This is a genomic window from Pseudomonas sp. GM74, assembly GCF_000282455.1.
Classification (GTDB): domain Bacteria; phylum Pseudomonadota; class Gammaproteobacteria; order Pseudomonadales; family Pseudomonadaceae; genus Aquipseudomonas.
Window position 1 is genome coordinate 44,371 of sequence record NZ_AKJG01000153.1, and the last position, 18,530, is coordinate 62,900.

The window sequence follows — 18,530 nt, forward strand, 5'->3', positions numbered from 1 at the left end:
CTCGGTAGTGCCAATATTCAATCGATAGCTACCGGTTTATGACCCAACGGAGCGCAAAAGTTGTGACCGCATATCGGAGGATCGTCAAAAAACCGATCAAACTGATTAGCGGTTATGAGATGTTTCGAAGGGATAACGTTTTGTTGACGCTCGCTCAGGTAGCGAGGTCGAAGTGGACCCGCCAAAGAACTGGTGGAAAGCTGTGTGGAAGGTGTCTGGAGAGTCCGGGGCGTTTCAAGTGGGCTCTACGTTTACCCCGAGGTTTAGTGAGATACTGGCACCGTAATACTTTGGACTTCCCCTTTTACTGCATGGATTGCACCTCGCTTGAAAACCATAGCGCTTACCTTCGCCTTACTTATTCCTATCGGCACCACGTACTCTCTGCACGTTGAGAAGCCCGAATGATGTTTACCAAGCGGCGCAGCTCCTTGGTGGGATTCATTCTTTTTGCGGTCGGTCTGGTTGGTTTTTCGACCTTGTTACTGCTGAAGTCTGAGACCGAACGCCGGGAAACGCGTTTTTCAGAATACGTGCAGAACATTTCCGGCATCGTGCGCAACCAGCTGGATACCAATGAAGCGGTATTGTCGGGTTTTTCAGCCTTTCTTCAGGCCGTCGACCAGAGCGATACGGAAGCAGCAGCCCGTTATGCGGCAGCGGTTTTATCCGCGTACCCTCATATTTACATGCTCGAGGCGGCAAGGGCGGTCCCCATCGACGAGCAGGCTGCATTTGAAGCACTGTTGAAACGCACCTGGCGTCCGGATTTTGCGCTCAAGGATTTCCCGAACCTCGCTCAGCAACCTGCCCAGCATCAGGTCTCTCTCAATGAGACTTGGCCCGTGTTGTTCATGTACCCGCCACTCCCGCAAACCAGTTCGATCTATGGCGTCAGGCTGGAAACCGTTGGGCATCTTTCATATGCACTGGCTCGAACCCGCAGTAACCAGAAACCCGTCGTATCGCCGGTTTTCTCGATGTACGAAGGTGGTAATGCTTACATCCTGATGCAGTCTGTCCGTCGGACCGAGGATGCAAGAGAGAGCACACGCCCCAATTTTTTCGGCAGCACGATGTTGTCTTTGCTTTTGATCAGAACTGACTCGCTATTGGAAGCCGTGAACGATGCGAACGTCGATCCTTTTGTCCATATCAGCGCTGTTCTGAAAACCGGCGCTGGTTCAGAAAGCAACGTGTTTTCTACAGACACCGAGCAGGCTGGTTTCCTGGATCAGCTTTTCCTGCCGCGCCTGACGGATCGGGTCGACATTAGAAACGCTTCACAGCCCATGACGTTGCTGTTTGAGCGTCAACTACGGTTTGGGGATGTTCTGACCGCCGAAACATTGGTGATCCTTGCTGTTTTGGCCTCGGCGCTTGTCCTCATGCCGCTTGTGTTGATTCGGCATTTCAAGGCGATAGAAAGGGCTGAAGTCGAGCACGAACGAGCAACGTATCTGGCAACCCATGACGTACTCACCGAACTGCCCAACCGCTACCTGTTTGCCGATCGTTTTGAGCAGGCCATCGGCAATTGGAAAGTAAATGGAACACAGTTTGCCGTGTTGTTGATCGACCTGGATCACTTCAAGGAAATCAACGACGAATGCGGCCATGAAGTAGGCGATCAAGTGCTTCGAACGGTCGCAAGTCGCATGCTTCAGGCGACTCGCTCGCGTGACACAGTCGCACGCTATGGCGGGGATGAATTCGTCATTCTGCTTACGGACATTACCAGCGCTGAGAGTGCTGAAAAAAAGGCGGAGAGGTTGTTTGAAGCCATCGCGCAGCCAGTCATGACAACCGCTGGAGTACGATTGCTCTCGTGCAGTATCGGCGTTTCGCTATTTCCCGTTCACGGCCAGAGTCTCGACACTTTGCTCAAGGCGGCGGATCAGTCCATGTATGGCGTCAAACAATTAGGTCGCAAAGGCATTGCAATGACTGAAACGCTAGAGACCTGATCTGACGAAGCGATGATGAAATGCCTGCCGGCTGGTCTTGTGGCGCGGCAGGCGTTGATCACGCAGGACGTACCACACTGAGCTTCGTTAGTTACCGCTCAAATTCCCATTGTTCAGCGGTTACAGTAGACACAGATTATGGTTTACGGGGGGGGGACAGTGAAGTGCGGGCTACTGTCGTATAGATGACGCACGGCACCGGAATCGTTGGCTACATTTACAAGCGATCAATCACTGAACACGCAGTACGGATGCTATTGACTCTCCGGCTTCAAGACGTTCCAGCAGACCGGGTTCTGCACGATCACTGGCCAATGCCTGGTCGATGACTGCGGCAAGTGCCCGACTGTCAAGAATCAGTAAACCGTTATCGTCTCCCAACACCAGATCGCCCGGGTGCACCTGAACCCCGCCGCACTGAACCGGTACATTCAACTGGCTCTCGGCGTTGCCGTGCAGTTTGGTAGTCAGCAGGTTGGTGCCACGGGCAAAAACGGGCAGTCCGGCTTCGCGCAGTTCAAGGATATCAGTCACCACGCCATCGACCACGATGGCCCTGGCGCCTCTCGCTTGAGCTGCACAGGCTGTCACCGTACCGACACAGGCATGAAGTCGATCACCGTTCATGTCAATTACCAGCACGTCGCCGTCTTGCAGGCTTGCCAAAGCGCGGTTGACGGCAATGGCATCGGCGTTGATCACGCTCAGCGTCACTGCGCGACCTACCACTTTGACGGCGCTCAGCATGGAGCGAATCTCGGTACTGACAAAGCCGTCTTCGAGCAAATGCCCGAGGGTGGCGAAGCTGACCTGATGGAGCTTTTCAAGCAATTGTGTAGGGGCGTTCATGGCTTACCTCTGCTTTGCTGAATCAATGAGTTCGGCCACGCAATCGATTTCCAGTGCCACCCCCCAGAGTGCCACGCAGACCGTGGTGCGTGCTGGTGGCGCATGGCCGAGTACCTCGGCATAGACCCGGTTGAAGGGTTCCAGTTGAGCTGGATCGGTGAGATAGCCGTTAACCTTGATCACGTGATCGAAGTCCGAGCCCGCCGCGATCAGGATGGCTTCCAGGTTGCGCAAGGTCTGGCGCACTTGCTCTTCGAAGCCTTCTGGTTGCTGGTCCAGTCCGCCTGTGGCGGGTATTTGACCGGCAGTGAACACCAGATGGCCGCTGACCACTGCCTGGGAGTAAGGGCCGACCGGGCCGATTGTGCCGGGTGCTGCCTGGATACGCTTCATGAATGAACCTCGCTGAGAATAGAGGCCCGCCGACCCGACATGGGCGACGGGCCGGTGAATCAGAACAATGCCAGGGTGTAGCTGACGAACACGCGGTTCTGGTCCTGATTGGCGTCGGCCTCGGAGTGCAGAACGCCATAGCGCCAACCGAAACCCAGGCCTGTGAACGTACCGTCCTGGATAACGTAATCCAGGGCCAGGTCACGCTCCCATTCCTGCTGATCGCTACCAGAAGTGGTCTTGATCTGGCTGCCTTTGAGATAAACCATCGACGCACGAAGGCCCGGTACGCCAGAGGCGGCGAAGTCATAGGCGTACTGGCCGAACCAGGTGCGTTCGCCGGCCCGGTTGAAGCTGGTGAGCATGCGGTCGGTGAACAGATACAGGCTTGCGCCACCGGCCCCTTTGTCTACCAGGGAGCCCTGGTTGAGCTGGACGAAGTTGCTGCCGTCGGAAACGCTCTGGTAACCGCCGGTCAACCCGTGGCCACCAAGGCTGTAGGTGAAGAGGGCGCTCCAGGTGCGGTTGTCGATTTCACCGGCACCGTTTCGGCTATAGCCACCGACCCGGTAACCTTCAGCCCGTCCGCTGGCCGAGCTGTTGGCGCCGTCGGAAGATGTATCGAAGTAGCGCAGGTCAGTCTTCAACGACTGGCCTTCGCCGAGTGCGAGCACATGCTGCAGCCCGAAAAAGTGCTGGGTGTAGTAGTCCTCGAGATTGGCCAGGTAATACTGGGCGGTCAGATCTTTAGTGACTTTATAGTCGGCACCGGCGAAGAGAAACTCGTTGCTCTCCTGACTCCCACCGCTGACCGCCAACCCGGTACTATCACTGGAGCCACGCCCGGTAGCGTGCTCCAGACGGCCGGCGGTCAAGGTCAGCTTGTCGAGATCGTTGCTGGTGATCTGGCCGCCTTCAAAGGTCTGTGGCAACAGGCGACCGTCGTTCGCGACCAAGATCGGCAGCTTGGGCGTCAGCGTGCCGTAACGCATTTCGGTCTTGTTCAAACGGGCTTTTGCGGTCACGCCCAGGCGGCTCCATTCATCGGCAGCGCCATCACCTTCAGTCGGGATCATCGAGCTGCCGCGATGACGGCCCTGGCCGCTGTCCAGTGTCAGGCCCACCAGCCCCAGCGCATCGACGCCAAACCCAAGAGTGCCGTCGGTGAAACCGGAGGTGTAATTGAGCATGAGCCCCTGCGCCCACTCCTCGGTCTTACTCTGGCCGGCACTGCCGGGCCGGTCGCGGTAGTCGTTGTTGAAGTAGAAGTTACGCAGGCCCAGTGTGGCCTTGCTGTCGCTAATGAAATCGGCTGAAGCGACCTGGCTCAGGGTCAAAAGGCAAGCGCCGGCGCTCACACCAAAAAGGTGCAGGTTTTTTTCCATGGTGTACGAATCCAGAGGGTGCGTGAATGGCAGCAGGGTCAAGTGCAGGTGGATTTATTCTTGTTGTGGGTCACTTGGTGCTATTCAGCCCGCCCAGCGCTCAAGTCGCGCTTGAAGGTTTCGGTCAGCAGTAACAGGGCAATCAGAGAAATGACTGCGGAGCCGATCAGGTACCAGGCCACTGACGAGCCTTTGCCGGTCATCGCCAGCAGCGCCGTAGTCACGATAGGTGTGGCCGCGCTGCCCAGCAGCCCGGAGAGCATGTAAGCCACCGATAGGCCGGAGTAACGCACACGGGTGCCGAACAGCTCGGCGAGGAAGGTTGCGATGGGCCCGTAGTTGGCGGCGAACGCGGTCATCAACAGGCCATAGCCGAGAAACACCAGCGGCAGCTCGCGAGTATCCATCAGCCAGAACATCGGGAAGGCGACCAGCGCTTCACCGACGATACCGGCGATGATCACTGGCTTGCGGCCGAAGCGGTCAGACAGTGCACCGAAGGCTGGCAAGAGCACAATGCACAGCGCACAGGAGGCCAGTACCACGCTGAGCATGATGGTGCGGCTGAAACCCAGGGTCTGGGTCCCATAGGTCAGGCCGAAGGCGACGATGATGTTGAAAGATGCACCGGTCGACATGGTTGCCACGCCGCCGAGCAGGACTTGCTTCCAGTATTTGCTGAAGACTTCGGCCAGCGGCAACTTGATTTGCGGCTCGCTGGATTGAGCCTTGTGGAACGCTGGTGTCTCGGTGATGTTGAGGCGGATGTACAGGCCCACGGCAATCAGCAGCGCGCTGGCCAGGAAGGGAATGCGCCAGCCCCAGGCAAGCATGTCTTCAGCCGGCAGCAGCCAGGCGATCGCCAGGAAGGCCAGGTTGGCAATCATGGTACCGGCCGGTACGCCGATCTGTACCCATGAGCCATACAAGCCACGCTGGTTGGCGGGGGCATGCTCGACGGCCATCAACACCGCACCACCCCATTCACCGCCCAGGGCCAGGCCTTGAATGATCCGCAGGGTTAAAAGCAGGATCGGTGCCCAGATGCCAATGCTGGCGTAATCCGGTAACAGACCGATGGCAAAGGTTGCCGCGCCCATGGTCAATAGCGAAATCAGCAGCATCGATTTGCGCCCAAGCTTGTCGCCGTAGTGGCCGAACAAGGCAGCCCCGACGATGCGTGCACCATAAGCCGAAGCAAAGGTACCGAACGCCAGGAGGGTGCCGATCAAGGCATCGAACGCCGGGAAGAAAATCTTGTTGAACACCAGGGCAGAAGCCGTGGCGAAAACAAACAGGTCGTACCATTCCACCGTGGTGCCAATGACGCTGGCGACGGCGACTTTTTTCATGTTGACGCTGGGTTCGACCGTCGGGGTAGCGGTCTGGATGCACGCGGAGCTGTTCATGCCTTTTTTCTCCAAATTGAGCGTCGGGCTCAGTGGATTGATTTATTGGATGGCAGTGTGGGTAACGGTGATGCTGTGGCCGGATATCGGTTTTATTGTTTTTTCAGGCGCAAGCGGGCCCTGCCTCTGAGGTCGTGTGGATGACGCGACCTCAGAGGTTCGGTGCTACTTACTTAATCAGTCGCTCAGGTGCTGAGCTCGCCGCAGCACCGCATTGAGCAGCACGTCGCAGCCCATGCGGACATCGTCAGGCAAGGCGTCTTCGGCTTCGTTGTGGCTCAGGCCACCAACACAGGGAATGAAGACCATCGTGGTCGGGCAATGTCCGGCGAGGTGGATGGCGTCATGCCCGGCACCGCTGACGATGTCTTGATGGGGGTAACCCAGCAGCTGGACCGCCGAACGCACGGCGGCCACACAATCGGCATCGAAGGGTGTCGCCGGGCTGAGCCAGTGACGATTGATCGCCAGGCTCAAACCGCGCTTGTCAGCCACGATTTGCAAACGCTCGTATACGGCTTGCTCCATTGCGGCGATCTGCTGGTCTTCGTGATGGCGCAGATCGACAGTAAAGTTGATCCGGCCAGGGATGGTATTGCGCGATGACTTGGCTATCTCCAGTTGGCCCACTGTGACCAGCCCCTTGGGCGCGAAGTCCCTGGCGATGGATTCCAGCACGCTGGCCATTTGCGCGACGCCGAACAGGGCATCCTTGCGCAACGGCATGGGTGTGGTGCCGGCGTGGGCACTGACACCGCCAACCTGCACATCCAGCCAGCAGATCGCCTGGCCACCGGTGACGACACCCACCGGCAGACCGTTGTCTTCCAGGATCGGGCCTTGTTCGATATGGGCTTCGAAGTAAGAATCGAAGGCTCGCTGCAGGGGCAGTTCACCACTCTGGCCTATATCGGTCAGGGCCTGCGCGACGCTGATACCATTGGCATCACGGGCATCCAATGCCGTTTGCAACGGCAGAATGCCAGTGAACACCGCCGAGCCGAACATGGCCGGAGTAAAGCGCGCACCTTCCTCGTTGGTCCACACGGCAATTTCGATGGGCCGGCGGGTTTCGATGCCTTGTTCATTCAGGCAACGCACCACTTCCAGTCCGCTCAGCACGCCGTAGATACCATCGAAGCGGCCACCTTTTGGCTGGGTATCCAGGTGGCTGCCCATGACGATCGGCGGCAGGCTGTTGTCCTGGCCTTCGCGGCGGGCGAAAAGGTTGCCAATGGCGTCGAACGCGATACTCAGGCCAGCCTCACGGCACCAGCCCATGAACAACTCGCGGCCAGCCAGGTCTTCCCTGGAAAGGGCCAGGCGACAGTTGCCGCCGCGCTCGGTGGCGCCAACTTTGGCCATGTCCATCAGGCTGCCCCACAGGCGCTCACCGTTGACCTTGGATACTTTCATCATTCACCTCTTGTCGCGTGTCTTAATAGCCCAGGGACGTATCGACCGGGTTGTTCAGGGGGGCGCCTCGCGCCAGCCGGCGCGCGTTTTCGGCGATCTGGCTGGCGATGCAGTCGTGGGACGCCGCCGATGCCATGTGTGGCGTAACGATCACCCCGGGCATACACCACAGGCGATCATCGACTGGTAGGGGTTCATGCTCGAAGACGTCCAGCACAGCACCGCGCAGCTGACCGCTGCTCAATGCCTGTTGTAGATCGTCGATGCGTACGTGCTGGCCGCGACCGCAGTTGACGATCACTGCACCTGGCGCCAGAGCCTGGAAAGTTTCAGTACAGAGAATGCCCTGGGTAGCCGGGGTCAACGGCAGCAGGTTGATCAATAGATCGAGGCCTTGGAGAAAGCCGCTGAACTCCCGATCGCCGCTGTGGCAGACCACGTTGGGTAGGTTTTTGACACTGCGCGCCCAGCCGCGAACGCTGTAGCCGGCACTGGCCAGGTCTTCGGCAATGGCTGCGCCCAGCGAACCCAGGCCCATCACACCGACCTTGAAGTCCTTTGCCTGAATCTGTACCGGGCGCTGCCAGAGCAGGTCAGGCTGTTGCTGCAAGACCTGGTCGAAACGTCGGTGATAGTGAATCACCGCCCAGCGTACGTACTCGGTCATGCCTTGGCGGTGCACGGGATCGACCACTCGGCACACGGTCAAATTCGGGCAACTGGGATCGGTGTGCAAATGATCGACACCCGCGGCGACCGAATGCACCAGTTGCAGATTGGGCAGCGCGCCCAAACTGTTGGCCGGCGGGAACCAACATGCGGCGACTTGTGCTTCACGGGCGACCGGGTCATCGGCCAGCACCACCCGTATGTCCGGCGCCTGACGGGCAAAGGCCGCCTGGAGCTGGCCGAGCAGGATGCTATCGCGCGACAGCAGTACGACGGTGTTCATGAGCAATAGGACTCGCGCTGATCTTCAATCAAGGTCAAGGCGGCATTCCAGCTCAGCCCCATGATCTCTTCGGCTTCGTCGCGGCCGAACTGTTCTGCGGTGTGTTTGCAGACGTCTTCGTTGGGATAGACCAACTGGCTGCCGCCGGCCAGCGCCGCGACCTGCGCCTGGCACGCGCGCTCCAGGAAGTGAATTTCGTGGAAGGCTTCAGCCACGTTGCCTCCGGCTGCCAGCAGGCCATGGTTACGCAGGATCATGGCCTTGTGTGGCCCCAGGTCGGCGACCAGTCGTTCACGCTCGGCCAGCGACAGCGCAATGCCTTCATAGGTGTGATAAGCCAATTTGCCGTAGAACTTCAGCGCATGCTGGCTGATCGGTAACAGGCCTTGCTCCTGGGCGGCCACGGCCATACCGGCTGCGGTGTGGGTATGCACCACGCAATTGAGATCCGGGCGGGCCATGTGGATCGCCGAATGAATCACGAAGCCGGCGGCATTGACACGGGTACGCTCGTTCGCACCGCCCACCACCTGACCGTACTGGTCTATGCGCACCAGGTCGCTGGCTTTCATGCGATCGAAGATCACACCGTAGCGGTTGATCAGGAAGTGGTGTTCAGGGCCTGGAATGCGCAGGGTGATGTGGGTGTCGATCAGGTCGGTCATGCGAAAGTACGCGACCAGTCGATACAGTGCGGCCAGCTCGCAGCGGGCTTTCCACTCGGCGGGGGCAAGGTTGTCGGGTGTGTACATGTGAGTTCCTTGTTAATGCGCAAATTGGGTTGCGGTAACGGTGGCTGGCCAAGAGGGTGCAGCCCCATTCACCACCCACCGAAGTGCCCTGGATGATGCGTAGCTCTGGCGCCTTCCTGCTTTATCTCGTAGCCTCTATCATTAAGCAATTTGCTAATTCTTAAGTGCCGATTAAGTCACGCTAATAATGGACATCAAGATGAGCAGCAAAAACTCGAATGAAGAGCTGATGCAGGCTAGATGGGGAGGGCGGCGTTTCCTCAACGATCGTCTGGATTGGAATTTATTGCGCACGTATCTGGCGATTGGTCAGGAAGGGAGCATCAGCCGTGCTGCGGCGCGGCTGTTCATTACTCAATCGGCCGTTAGTCAATCGCTCAAGCGGCTGGAAGATCAGTTGGAGTGCGCCTTGATTTCGCGCAAGGGGCCACGCTTCGATCTCACTGAGGCAGGAGAAGAAATACTGCGAATTGCCGAAGAGATGTACGGCAACGTGTCGCGCATCGGCTCGGCCATCGAAGGTCCCCAGGATGATGTGGTGGGGAAGGTTCGTCTGCTCTCGATCAGCCGGGTGCAATCGACGGTCTATGATGATTTTCTCGCGAACTTTCATCTCAATCATCCGCGTGTGGAGTTGGAAATAGAGGTTATGCGCAGCTCCGACATACTCAGTTCGCTGATGCAGAAGACCGCCACCGTTGGTGTCGGTTTATGCCGCATCGCTCAACCCAAGCTTGAGCAGCGTTGTCTGATACGTCAGCGATATGCGTTCTTTTGCGGAAAACGCCATCGCTTTTTTGGCGTGCGTGGCCTCGATCTGGCTGAGCTGCAAGGGGAAAACTTTGTCAGCTTCACGAGCGACCAGATTGGCGGCAATCTTTCGCCGCTTACCGTGTTTCGTGACCAACAGGGCTTCACCGGCAAGATCGTCGCTTCGTCATCAAACTTTGAAGAAATCCGCAGGTTGGTGATCGCAGGATTTGGTATCGGCTGTTTGCCAGAGCACTTACTCGATATTGATCTCTACAACGGTATGCTTTGGCGTCTGCCGCCCAGGGATGGTGTCTCCGATGTGGACATTCACTTGCTGTGGAACCGCGAGCAAAAAATGACTCATGCAGAAACTGTATTTCTTGAAAGTTTCCAGCATGCCATCGCAGTTGCAGAACAATCCGTTGATCAGAAGGCCGACAAGCAAGACTGACTTTGATTGGCATCATCGGTGATGGGTGTCGGCGCAATCCCGATAGGCTGCTGCCGCCATTGCGACACGCGCCGATGATCAGTCACCTCGCAACGCACCAGATCTAAACTCAAAACAAATCACCGGTGTGGCCATTTTTGTGGCTTGACAGCCGCTCTTAAAGTCATATAGCTTGAAATCGTATACTTTCTACCGAGTGGAGAAGCTGATGACACGTCTAAGAGTTCTTTTCGCATCTACCGCAACAGCCCTAGGGCTTTCATTGGCAATTTCTGCACCGGTACAGGCCGATACCTTGTCGAAAATTCGAGAACGGGGAGTGCTTGTCTGTGGTGTGCACCCTGGCCTGGTCGGCTTTGGTGCGCCCAACAGTGCGGGTGACTGGCAGGGGTTTGATGCGGATTTCTGCAAAGCATTTGCTGCGGCGATTTTCGAGAAGCCGAAAGTCAAGTTTGTCCCGCTGTCCGATCAGGCACGTTTCACGGCGCTGCAGAATGGCGAAGTGGATGTTCTCTCCCGGAACAGCACCTGGACCCTGACACGCGATACCACGATGGGGCTGCAATTTCCGGTGGTGGACTTCTTCGACGGCCAAGGCTTTCTGATCAACAAGAAACTGGGCGTCACCAAGGCGGCTGAACTCGATGGCGCTACGGTCTGCATCCAGCAGGGCACCACCAGCGAGTATGTGGTTCGCAACTTCTTCGACAAGCTGAAGATCAGTTTCAAGCCTGTGGTAATCGAAAGCGGTACTGAGTTTTTCTCGGCCTTTTTCGCAAGCCGCTGCGATGTAATCACCAGCGATGTGTCGCAGTTGGCGGTTATCCGGCTCAACTCGGGCAACCCTGAAAACTACGTCATCCTTCCTGATGTGATCTCGAAATCGCCAATGGGTCCGGTCGTCCGGGGCGATGACAAGCACTTTGCAGACCTCGTCAAGTGGACAGTCTTCGCAACCTTTACTGCAGAAGAACTGGGTATCACTAAAGAAAACGTTAAACAAATGCTCACCAGTAACAACGAGGACATCCGGCGCCTGTTGGGTGTAACGCCTGGTGTCGGGGCAGGGCTGGGTCTCAAGGATGACTGGGTGATCAATGTCATCTCCGCGGTAGGCAACTACAAAGAAATCTTCGAGCGCAACGTGGGTGCAAACACGCCCTTGCAGATGAAGCGTGGCCAGAATTCACTGTGGTCGGACGGTGGTCTGCTGTACTCCCCGCTTTTCTGATCCGTGATGTGAATGGCTCAAACGCCGCATAGATGGCGAATCAGAAACGAGAGGTGAAGGTCATGTCGGCAAGAGATGGCGCAGTTAAACACCAACACCGGGCTGTCACGGTGTTGGTCCAGCTTGTAGTACTCACGGCTGTCGTGATTGTGGTTTGGTATTTCGGGCACGTGATCAACGAGCGCCTGACACAGAAAGGGATCAATACCGGGTTCAGCTTTCTGTGGACTCGCGCCGGCTTCGACCTCAGTGAAAGCATGATTGCTTTCAGCGGTGACAAATCATATGCGTACGCCTTGCTCGCGGGGTTTTCGAACACGTTGAAAGTGGCACTCTGCGCCATTGTATTCTCCGTGCTGATCGGGGTATTGGCGGCGCTGGCTCAGTTGTCCAAATTCGGCCTGGCCAGACGAATTGCCAAAGTGTATGTCTCGACGATCCGCAATACGCCGCTGCTGCTGCAGTTGTTCTTCTGGTTCGCTGTTTTTACTTACGGCTTACCGGTAGTCCGGGAGGCTTTGGAACCGGTACCGGGTGTGTTCATCAGTAATCGCGGGATCAATTTTCCGTGGCCGACTCCCTTCGCATTGATGGCGATCGTCGCGATCTTCTGCACCGCTGTGGCGTTGATCTTGAGAAGCGTGAGGACCGGTGGCAGTGCACTGAAAAATCCGGGAGCCTTACTGATACTCCTGAGCCTGTTTGCTTTTGTGTCCACGGCTTATGCCCTGTGGTCCGGGCAAATGACATTTGAATGGCCCACGGCAAGCAAGTTTTCAATCGGCGGCGGCGGGCACTTTTCTCCCGAGTTCATGAGTATGTTCATCGGGCTCTCGGTGTACACCGGCACTTATATAGCCGAAGCGATCCGTGGGGCCGTGCAGTCCATTGCCCAGGGACAGATTGCAGCCGGTTATGCGCTGGGCCTGACGCACTTTGGCGTGCTGCGTTACATCGTGATGCCACAAGCGTTCCGGATCGCGATGCCGGCGGTAGTCAGTGAACTACTGAACCTGATGAAAAACAGTTCGCTCGGTGTTGCCGTGGGATACCCGGAACTGGTCTCGGCGGGAAATACCGCCATGAATCAAACGGGGCAGGCCATCGAATTGATCAGCATTTTCATGCTGGTTTACGTCACGGTAAACATTATTACGACGCGGGTAATCGGTCTTTGGGAGAAACATTATGTCTGGTGATCTGAATAATGGTGCCCAAGTGTCGATTGCCGCACCCTTGACGCTAATCCAGCGCCTCAAAGGCCTGGGTTCAGGTATGCCAAGCCGGATTGTGCTCGGCGCACTGTTTCTCTGGGGCGTCGTTCTGGTTGGCCCAGGTATCTTCAAATGGTTGTTGCTGGATGCAACCTTCAGCGGCGATGCCGCGCTATGCCACCAGAACGGAGGCGCTTGTTGGGCGTTCATCGGCACCAAGCTCAATCTCATCCTGTTCGGGGCCTATCCTCCCGAGTCGCTTTGGCGTCCGATCACCTTCGTTGCATTGATCGCGGCGGTTGCGCTCTGGTGTTTGCTTCGGGTCCGCCATCACACAACAGCCATTGTGCTGTGGGTACTGGCCGCGTTGATTGGTTATCTATTGATGAGTGGCGGACTGTTCGGTCTTGAGTCAGTGGATCGTGCGCGTTGGGGTGGACTGCCGATTACCCTGCTGATCAGCATTGCCGGCCTTGTGTGTGCGTTCCCTCTGGGTGTGCTGCTGGCGATGGGGTGTCGGTCGCAGATGCCGCTTGTCTCTGTTCCGTGCCGGCTTTATGTCGATCTGATTCGCAGTGTTCCGGCGATCACCATTGTCTTCATGACCTTTGCGATCATTCCGTTGATCCTTCCGGACGAGCTTATTTTCGACAAGCTTTTTCGGGCAGGTATCGGTCTCTCGCTGTTTACCGCCGCGTACTTTTCCGAAGCCTTGCGCGGTGCCCTGCAAGCACTTTCAGTCGGTCAGCGCCAAGCGTCGGCAAGCCTGGGGTTCGGCTATTGGGGCAGTCATGCCTACGTCATCTTGCCGCAAGTCATCGCCCATTCGCTGCAACCGATTGCCAACATCGCCATCGCGTTCGTCAAGAACAGTTCGCTGTTGATGATCATCGGACTTTTCGATTTGCTTGGATCGGCAAGATCAAGCCTTTATGACGAAAACTGGCAAGGGTTCTACAAGGAGCTCTATCTGTTTGTCGGCGTCATCTACTTCGTTATTTGTATGTATATCCAACACTACGTCGCGGCGATTGAACGTGAGCGTAGGGCCCGCCTGTATCAATAATGGATGCCTCCATGAAAGAAATAATAGAAGTACCGTTTTTATCTGACGCGCTCAGACGTTTGAATACACCGACCTCTTTGTTGATTCGCTCGGGTTCGATGCTTTATACCTGTGGCCTGCCGCCGCTCGATCCGCTGACCGGGAATATTGTTCGAGGTACGATTGCTGAACAGACTCACGCGGTATTGCAGGTGATGAAAGTTGTTCTTGAATCGGCAGGGTCGTGCCTCGATAACGTCGTGAAAACCACGATTTTCGTGACCGATCCATCGATGATGGATGAGGTGAACGCCGTGTATCGCGAGTACTTTCCTGAAAACCCACCTGTCCGGTCATTCGTTGCAGTCAAGCCATGGCCGTTTCCGTTTGATATTGAAATCGATGTCGTCGCCCATCATTAGAAAACGGAAGTGGCGGGTTGTATTTTGTAAGAACTAACAGTTCTCCTGGTCGCTACAAGCTAATTAACTAGTTGGTTTAATAATCTTTCCCATGAACTCGAACTGAGTTGTTTCGACGTTTAAGGTTTTCTGTCAGATGCTCGATGAAGGAATGTATTCGATGAAAAATGACATTGCCGTACTTGATTCAACTCAAGTGGCCAAACTGATCGGCCAGATTGATGTGCTGTCCGCAATGCGTCGTATGTTCCTGGCGTTGGGACAGGAAAAGGCTGTGCAACCGCCACAACTGCGCAATCCGTTTCCCAACGGGCAAGGCAACTTTATCAGCTACCTTGGAACGCTTGCCGAGGAGCGGGTCTTTGGTGCAAAACTCTCACCCTATATCCCGCGTCCGGAAGGGGCCCTGGTGACGGCCTGGACGTTGATGATGTCGATGGATGACGGTCAACCTCGCTTGCTCTGTGATTCGGGGCAATTGACGGCTGAGCGAACAGCGGGCACGACAGCGCTCGCCGTCGATTTACTTGCGCCCGCGCAGGTCAGCAAACTGGCCGTAGTGGGAGTAGGGCGGTTGGGGCAGGCTCATGTCCGGCATGTTTCGGCATTGCGCGAGTGGGGGGATATCAGGCTGTACGCACCCAACATTGACGCTCTACCAGTGTCCGAGCAGCAGGCACTCCGGGACCTCGATCCGCGCGTCAGCATTCATACCGAACTGGCCAGTGCAGTTGATGATGCGGATGTCATCCTGCTGTGCACCTCGGCCGGTCATACGGTGCTTGACCCGGCTGTGCTGAAAAAGCCTGCGCTGATCACGTCCATTTGCACCAATGCCCCACTGGCGCACGAAGTACCTCCTGAATCCCTGCTGAACATGAGCGTTTATTGCGATTACCGGGTTACCACGCCCGACAGTGCAGGGGAAATGCGCTTGGCAAAAGACCAGCATGGCTGGTTACCCGAGAGTATTTGCGCAGATTTGCCCGAGCTGATGACGGGAGCCGCCCGACTTCCCGATCCCGAGCGCCATACCTTCTTCCGCTCAATCGGACTGGGGCTGGAGGATATCGCCATTGCCAATGAGCTTTATCAGCTGCATATGAAGAACAACTGAGTAGAGGTTCAGAAGTCGTTCTGCCTATTTCAGCGTAATAATAAGCCGGGGGATGGAAGCATCCCCCGGCTTATATCCGGGAGGTTGCCATGGCAGCTGTTACCGATACGCTGAAGCTGTTTCTCTGCGGCGACGTCATGACCGCCCGCGGCATCGACGCAGTACTGCCGTATCCTGGCGATCCGCGGCTTTACGAAGCTTACGTCAAGAATGCTGGCGATTACGTCCGGCTGGCAGAACGAGTCAATGGCTCGATTCCCCGCCCAGTCGATTTCACCTATGTCTGGGGCGCAGCGCTGGATGAATTCGAATTTCGCCAGCCACACGCACGCATCATCAATCTGGAAACTGCAGTGTCCCGCCGCGGACGACCGGAGCCAAAGGGCATCAATTACCGCATGAGCCCGGAGAACTTCCCGGCCATCAGCGCAGCCGGCATCGACTGCTGCGTGCTGGCCAACAACCATGTGCTGGACTGGGGGGGTGCCGGCCTGGCCGATACGTTAGATACCCTGGCGAGCAATGGTATGTGCAGCGCCGGCGCCGGGCACAACCGGCAATCTGCTGAAGCGCCCGCCGTGTTGCTGCAACCTGGCGGGCGGCGCTTGCTGGTGTTTGGCCTCGGCGCACCCGACAGTGGCATTGCGTCGGACTGGGCCGCCACGGATAAGGGGGCGGGCGTTGCGCGGCTGGAGGACCTATCGAGGCAAAGCCTGCGCAATGTAGCCAAACGGATTCTCAAGGGCAAAAAACCGCGGGATCTAGTGGTCGCCTCTATTCACTGGGGCAGCAACTGGGGGTTCGATATCCCGCGCGAGCAGCGCTGGTTCGCCCATGCCTTAATCGACGAGGCCGGAGTTGACGTGGTGCACGGGCATTCCTCGCACCACGTCAAAGGCATCGAGGTGTACCGCGAACACCTGATTCTCTATGGCTGCGGTGATCTTCTGAACGATTACGAAGGCATCGATGGCTACACAGCCTTTCGCGGCGACCTGGGGCTTCTATACTTTGCCTCGCTGGGCCCAGGCGGGCACCTGCAGTCGCTGGACTTGATACCCACCCGGCTGTGTCGCTTTCGCATCTGTCGCGCCGAAGGGGATGACCGTCAATGGCTGCACGACACCCTTTCTCGCGAGTGCGCACGCTTGGGCAGCAGCATCCAGCCGGGCGCGAAAAATGCCTTTGAGTTGCGTTGGTGAGCCCCCTTGGCGACTACGTGTGCTCAATGTTGCAGGATCTTTGAGAGGAAGTCCTTGGCACGCGGGGAGCGTGCTTCGGGAGAGCCAAAGAACTCTTCTTTTTTACAGTCTTCAATGATTTTTCCCGCGTCCATGAAAATCACACGGTCACTGACCTTCCTGGCAAAGCCCATTTCGTGGGTGACACACATCATGGTCATGCCCTCGTTTGCGAGCTTGATCATGACGTCTAGAACCTCGCCGACCATTTCCGGGTCCAGGGCGGAGGTAGGTTCGTCAAACAGCATCACGATCGGGTCCATGGATAATGCACGAGCAATTGCCACACGCTGCTGCTGACCACCTGAGAGCTGCCCCGGGAACTTGTCCTTGTGGGCGCTCAGGCCAACACGATCGAGCATTTTCAGACCACGTTTGAGCGCCTCGTCCTGGCCACGGCCAAGCACCTTCATCTGGGCGAGCGTCAGGTTTTGCGTCACGGACAGGTGTGGAAACAGCTCGAAGTGCTGAAACACCATACCGACCCGGCTGCGCAGCTTGGGCAGGTTGGTTTTCGGGTCCGAGAGGCTTATACCGTCGACGACAATTTCGCCTGTCTGGAAAGGCTCCAGTGCATTGACTGTTTTGATCAGCGTTGATTTGCCAGAACCGGAAGGGCCGCACACCACGACGACTTCACTCTTTTTTATTGCGGTAGAGCAGTCGCTCAGTACCTGAAAGTTACCGTACCACTTGGAAACATTTTTTATGTTGATCACGGTGGTTGTCCTGATGTGGTTGCAGATGGCGCAAGAGGGACGAGGACCTGATCGCAAACGGCCAACCAGGGCGCACCCGTATCTTCCTACTGTAGAAAGTATACGATTATTGATTCGCCAACGACAACAACAAAGCGATGAATCAGGCTCGTATTTCAGATGAATGGGGAGAGGGGTTGGACTGCTGCTTGAGGGGGACCAGGCTGCGGATGCCGTCCTTGTTCGTTTTCGTATAATCGTATACCGTCGTGCATTATGATGTTGTGCTCGTATCTGCGAAAAACGGGCACGCCTTTAAATCGCTCCTGGCCACTTAGTGTCATATGTCTAATCCATCACCACTGAAATACATTGCAGGTTTGATCCCGCTGGCCCGTGTGTCCGCACCGCAATTTGTTGCGGCGGTTATCAGGGAAGCCATCGTCACCGGCGCGCTCTCCGGTAGCGAACCTTTGCGTCAGGACCTGATCGCAACCGAACTCAACACCAGCAAGGTGCCGGTTCGCGAAGCGTTACGTGAGCTTGAAGGTCAGGGACTGGTCCAGTTCCTGCCGAATCGGGGCTTCATGGTGACACAGCCCTCCTTGCATGAAATGAATGAGTGCTTTGAATTACGGGCGGTTCTAGAGCCGTTGGCCGTCCGCCATTCGGTACCGCTTTCGACACCCGAGCAACTTGATGGTGTCGAACGCATCATCGATGAGTTCGAGAAAGTTCACGATCCGATCTTGAGCAGTCAATGGAACCTCTCGCTTCATACGGCACTTTATGCGCCTGCGCGAATGAAGCACCTGGAAAATATGATCATCCGTGCACACACCATCGCGCAGCGTTATACGCATATCTACATGCAGCTGCGCTCGGCAGGGATTGATAGTCAGGACGAGCATCGCGCGATCCTCGCGGCGTATCGGGCAAAAGATGTGGAGGCGGCGGTTGCGTTGATGACAACGCATCTCAAGCAAGCCTCAGATGAGGCGGCTGAATACCTGAAAGACCACTTTGAGCAAAACTGATCGGGGACGCGGGGCATTTAGAACTCATGCGGTCTAACGTGCGAAAGCTCGTGTCTGAAGGCAAGAAAGAAGGTGCCCGCGCACCTGATGCCAATCAGTTAAGCGGTAATGCGATCTGTAGCAGCAGCCGAGCGCGCGAGGCTGCGTTCGGCTGCGAAGCAGTCGTAAAATCAGCAATTGCGATACGTCAGGCAGGCC

General features: G+C 56.7%; 17 protein-coding genes. 9 read left to right on the plus strand and 8 right to left on the minus strand.

What is annotated here, in order from left to right:
• Positions 1-407 precede the first annotated feature (407 nt).
• A complete protein-coding gene (locus PMI34_RS03445) occupies positions 408-1,967 on the plus strand; it encodes a GGDEF domain-containing protein (RefSeq protein ID WP_032829895.1) in 1,560 nt (519 codons plus the stop codon).
• A gap of 231 nt (positions 1,968-2,198) precedes the next feature.
• Here the strand turns inward: PMI34_RS03445 and PMI34_RS03440 are convergent, their stop codons facing one another.
• The 7 genes from PMI34_RS03440 to PMI34_RS03410 form a co-directional block, all read right to left on the minus strand.
• Positions 2,199-2,816: an RraA family protein gene (locus PMI34_RS03440; RefSeq protein ID WP_008053421.1), complete on the minus strand. Its 618-nt coding sequence runs from the start codon at positions 2,814-2,816 to the stop codon at positions 2,199-2,201.
• Positions 2,817-2,819: 3 nt separating this feature from the next.
• Positions 2,820-3,209, minus strand: a complete 390-nt coding sequence (locus tag PMI34_RS03435) for a RidA family protein (RefSeq protein WP_008053424.1) — start codon at positions 3,207-3,209, stop codon at positions 2,820-2,822.
• A gap of 59 nt (positions 3,210-3,268) precedes the next feature.
• A complete protein-coding gene (locus PMI34_RS03430) occupies positions 3,269-4,594 on the minus strand; it encodes an OprD family porin (protein ID WP_008053425.1) in 1,326 nt (441 codons plus the stop codon).
• Between the two features lie 80 nt (positions 4,595-4,674).
• Positions 4,675-6,003, minus strand: coding sequence for an MFS transporter (locus PMI34_RS03425; protein ID WP_008053426.1), 1,329 nt, complete (start codon positions 6,001-6,003; stop codon positions 4,675-4,677).
• A gap of 177 nt (positions 6,004-6,180) precedes the next feature.
• Entirely contained in the window at positions 6,181-7,419 is a 1,239-nt protein-coding gene (locus tag PMI34_RS03420) for a Zn-dependent hydrolase (RefSeq protein WP_008053428.1), read from the minus strand.
• Between the two features lie 22 nt (positions 7,420-7,441).
• A complete protein-coding gene (locus PMI34_RS03415; RefSeq protein WP_008053429.1) occupies positions 7,442-8,371 on the minus strand; it encodes a 2-hydroxyacid dehydrogenase in 930 nt (309 codons plus the stop codon).
• Positions 8,368-9,123: a class II aldolase/adducin family protein gene (locus PMI34_RS03410; RefSeq protein ID WP_008053430.1), complete on the minus strand. Its 756-nt coding sequence runs from the start codon at positions 9,121-9,123 to the stop codon at positions 8,368-8,370. Before PMI34_RS03410 ends, PMI34_RS03415 begins: the two co-directional genes overlap by 4 nt.
• A gap of 199 nt (positions 9,124-9,322) precedes the next feature.
• On the opposite strand from PMI34_RS03410, the gene PMI34_RS03405 reads away from it, so the two are divergent.
• The 7 genes from PMI34_RS03405 (at position 9,323) to PMI34_RS03375 (ending at position 16,558) form a co-directional block, all read left to right on the plus strand.
• Positions 9,323-10,327 carry a LysR family transcriptional regulator gene (locus tag PMI34_RS03405; RefSeq protein WP_008053431.1) on the plus strand — a complete coding sequence of 335 codons (1,005 nt, stop codon included), beginning with the start codon at positions 9,323-9,325 and terminating at the stop codon, positions 10,325-10,327.
• Between the two features lie 208 nt (positions 10,328-10,535).
• Positions 10,536-11,558, plus strand: a complete 1,023-nt coding sequence (locus tag PMI34_RS03400) for an amino acid ABC transporter substrate-binding protein (protein WP_008053432.1) — start codon at positions 10,536-10,538, stop codon at positions 11,556-11,558.
• A gap of 62 nt (positions 11,559-11,620) precedes the next feature.
• Positions 11,621-12,757 carry an ABC transporter permease subunit gene (locus PMI34_RS03395; RefSeq protein ID WP_008053433.1) on the plus strand — a complete coding sequence of 379 codons (1,137 nt, stop codon included), beginning with the start codon at positions 11,621-11,623 and terminating at the stop codon, positions 12,755-12,757.
• On the plus strand, positions 12,747-13,838 hold the full coding sequence (locus tag PMI34_RS03390; RefSeq protein WP_008053434.1) for an amino acid ABC transporter permease: 1,092 nt from the start codon (positions 12,747-12,749) through the stop codon (positions 13,836-13,838). The genes PMI34_RS03395 and PMI34_RS03390 overlap by 11 nt, the downstream gene beginning before the upstream one ends.
• Before the next feature lie 11 nt (positions 13,839-13,849).
• The gene (locus PMI34_RS03385; protein WP_007991048.1) at positions 13,850-14,239 is read left to right on the plus strand and encodes a RidA family protein; all 390 of its coding nucleotides are present in this window, start codon (positions 13,850-13,852) and stop codon (positions 14,237-14,239) included.
• Between the two features lie 160 nt (positions 14,240-14,399).
• Positions 14,400-15,356, plus strand: coding sequence for an ornithine cyclodeaminase family protein (locus tag PMI34_RS03380; RefSeq protein WP_008053435.1), 957 nt, complete (start codon positions 14,400-14,402; stop codon positions 15,354-15,356).
• Positions 15,357-15,445: 89 nt separating this feature from the next.
• Entirely contained in the window at positions 15,446-16,558 is a 1,113-nt protein-coding gene (locus PMI34_RS03375; RefSeq protein ID WP_008053436.1) for a CapA family protein, read from the plus strand.
• 23 nt (positions 16,559-16,581) lie between these two features.
• Here the strand turns inward: PMI34_RS03375 and PMI34_RS03370 are convergent, their stop codons facing one another.
• Positions 16,582-17,316 (minus strand): amino acid ABC transporter ATP-binding protein, encoded by a 735-nt coding sequence (locus PMI34_RS03370; protein WP_008053437.1) that lies wholly within the window; start codon positions 17,314-17,316, stop codon positions 16,582-16,584.
• Between the two features lie 323 nt (positions 17,317-17,639).
• Here PMI34_RS03370 and PMI34_RS03365 point away from each other — a divergent pair, with 323 nt between their 5' ends.
• The gene (locus PMI34_RS03365; RefSeq protein ID WP_008053439.1) at positions 17,640-18,332 is read left to right on the plus strand and encodes a GntR family transcriptional regulator; all 693 of its coding nucleotides are present in this window, start codon (positions 17,640-17,642) and stop codon (positions 18,330-18,332) included.
• Positions 18,333-18,530 lie beyond the last annotated feature (198 nt).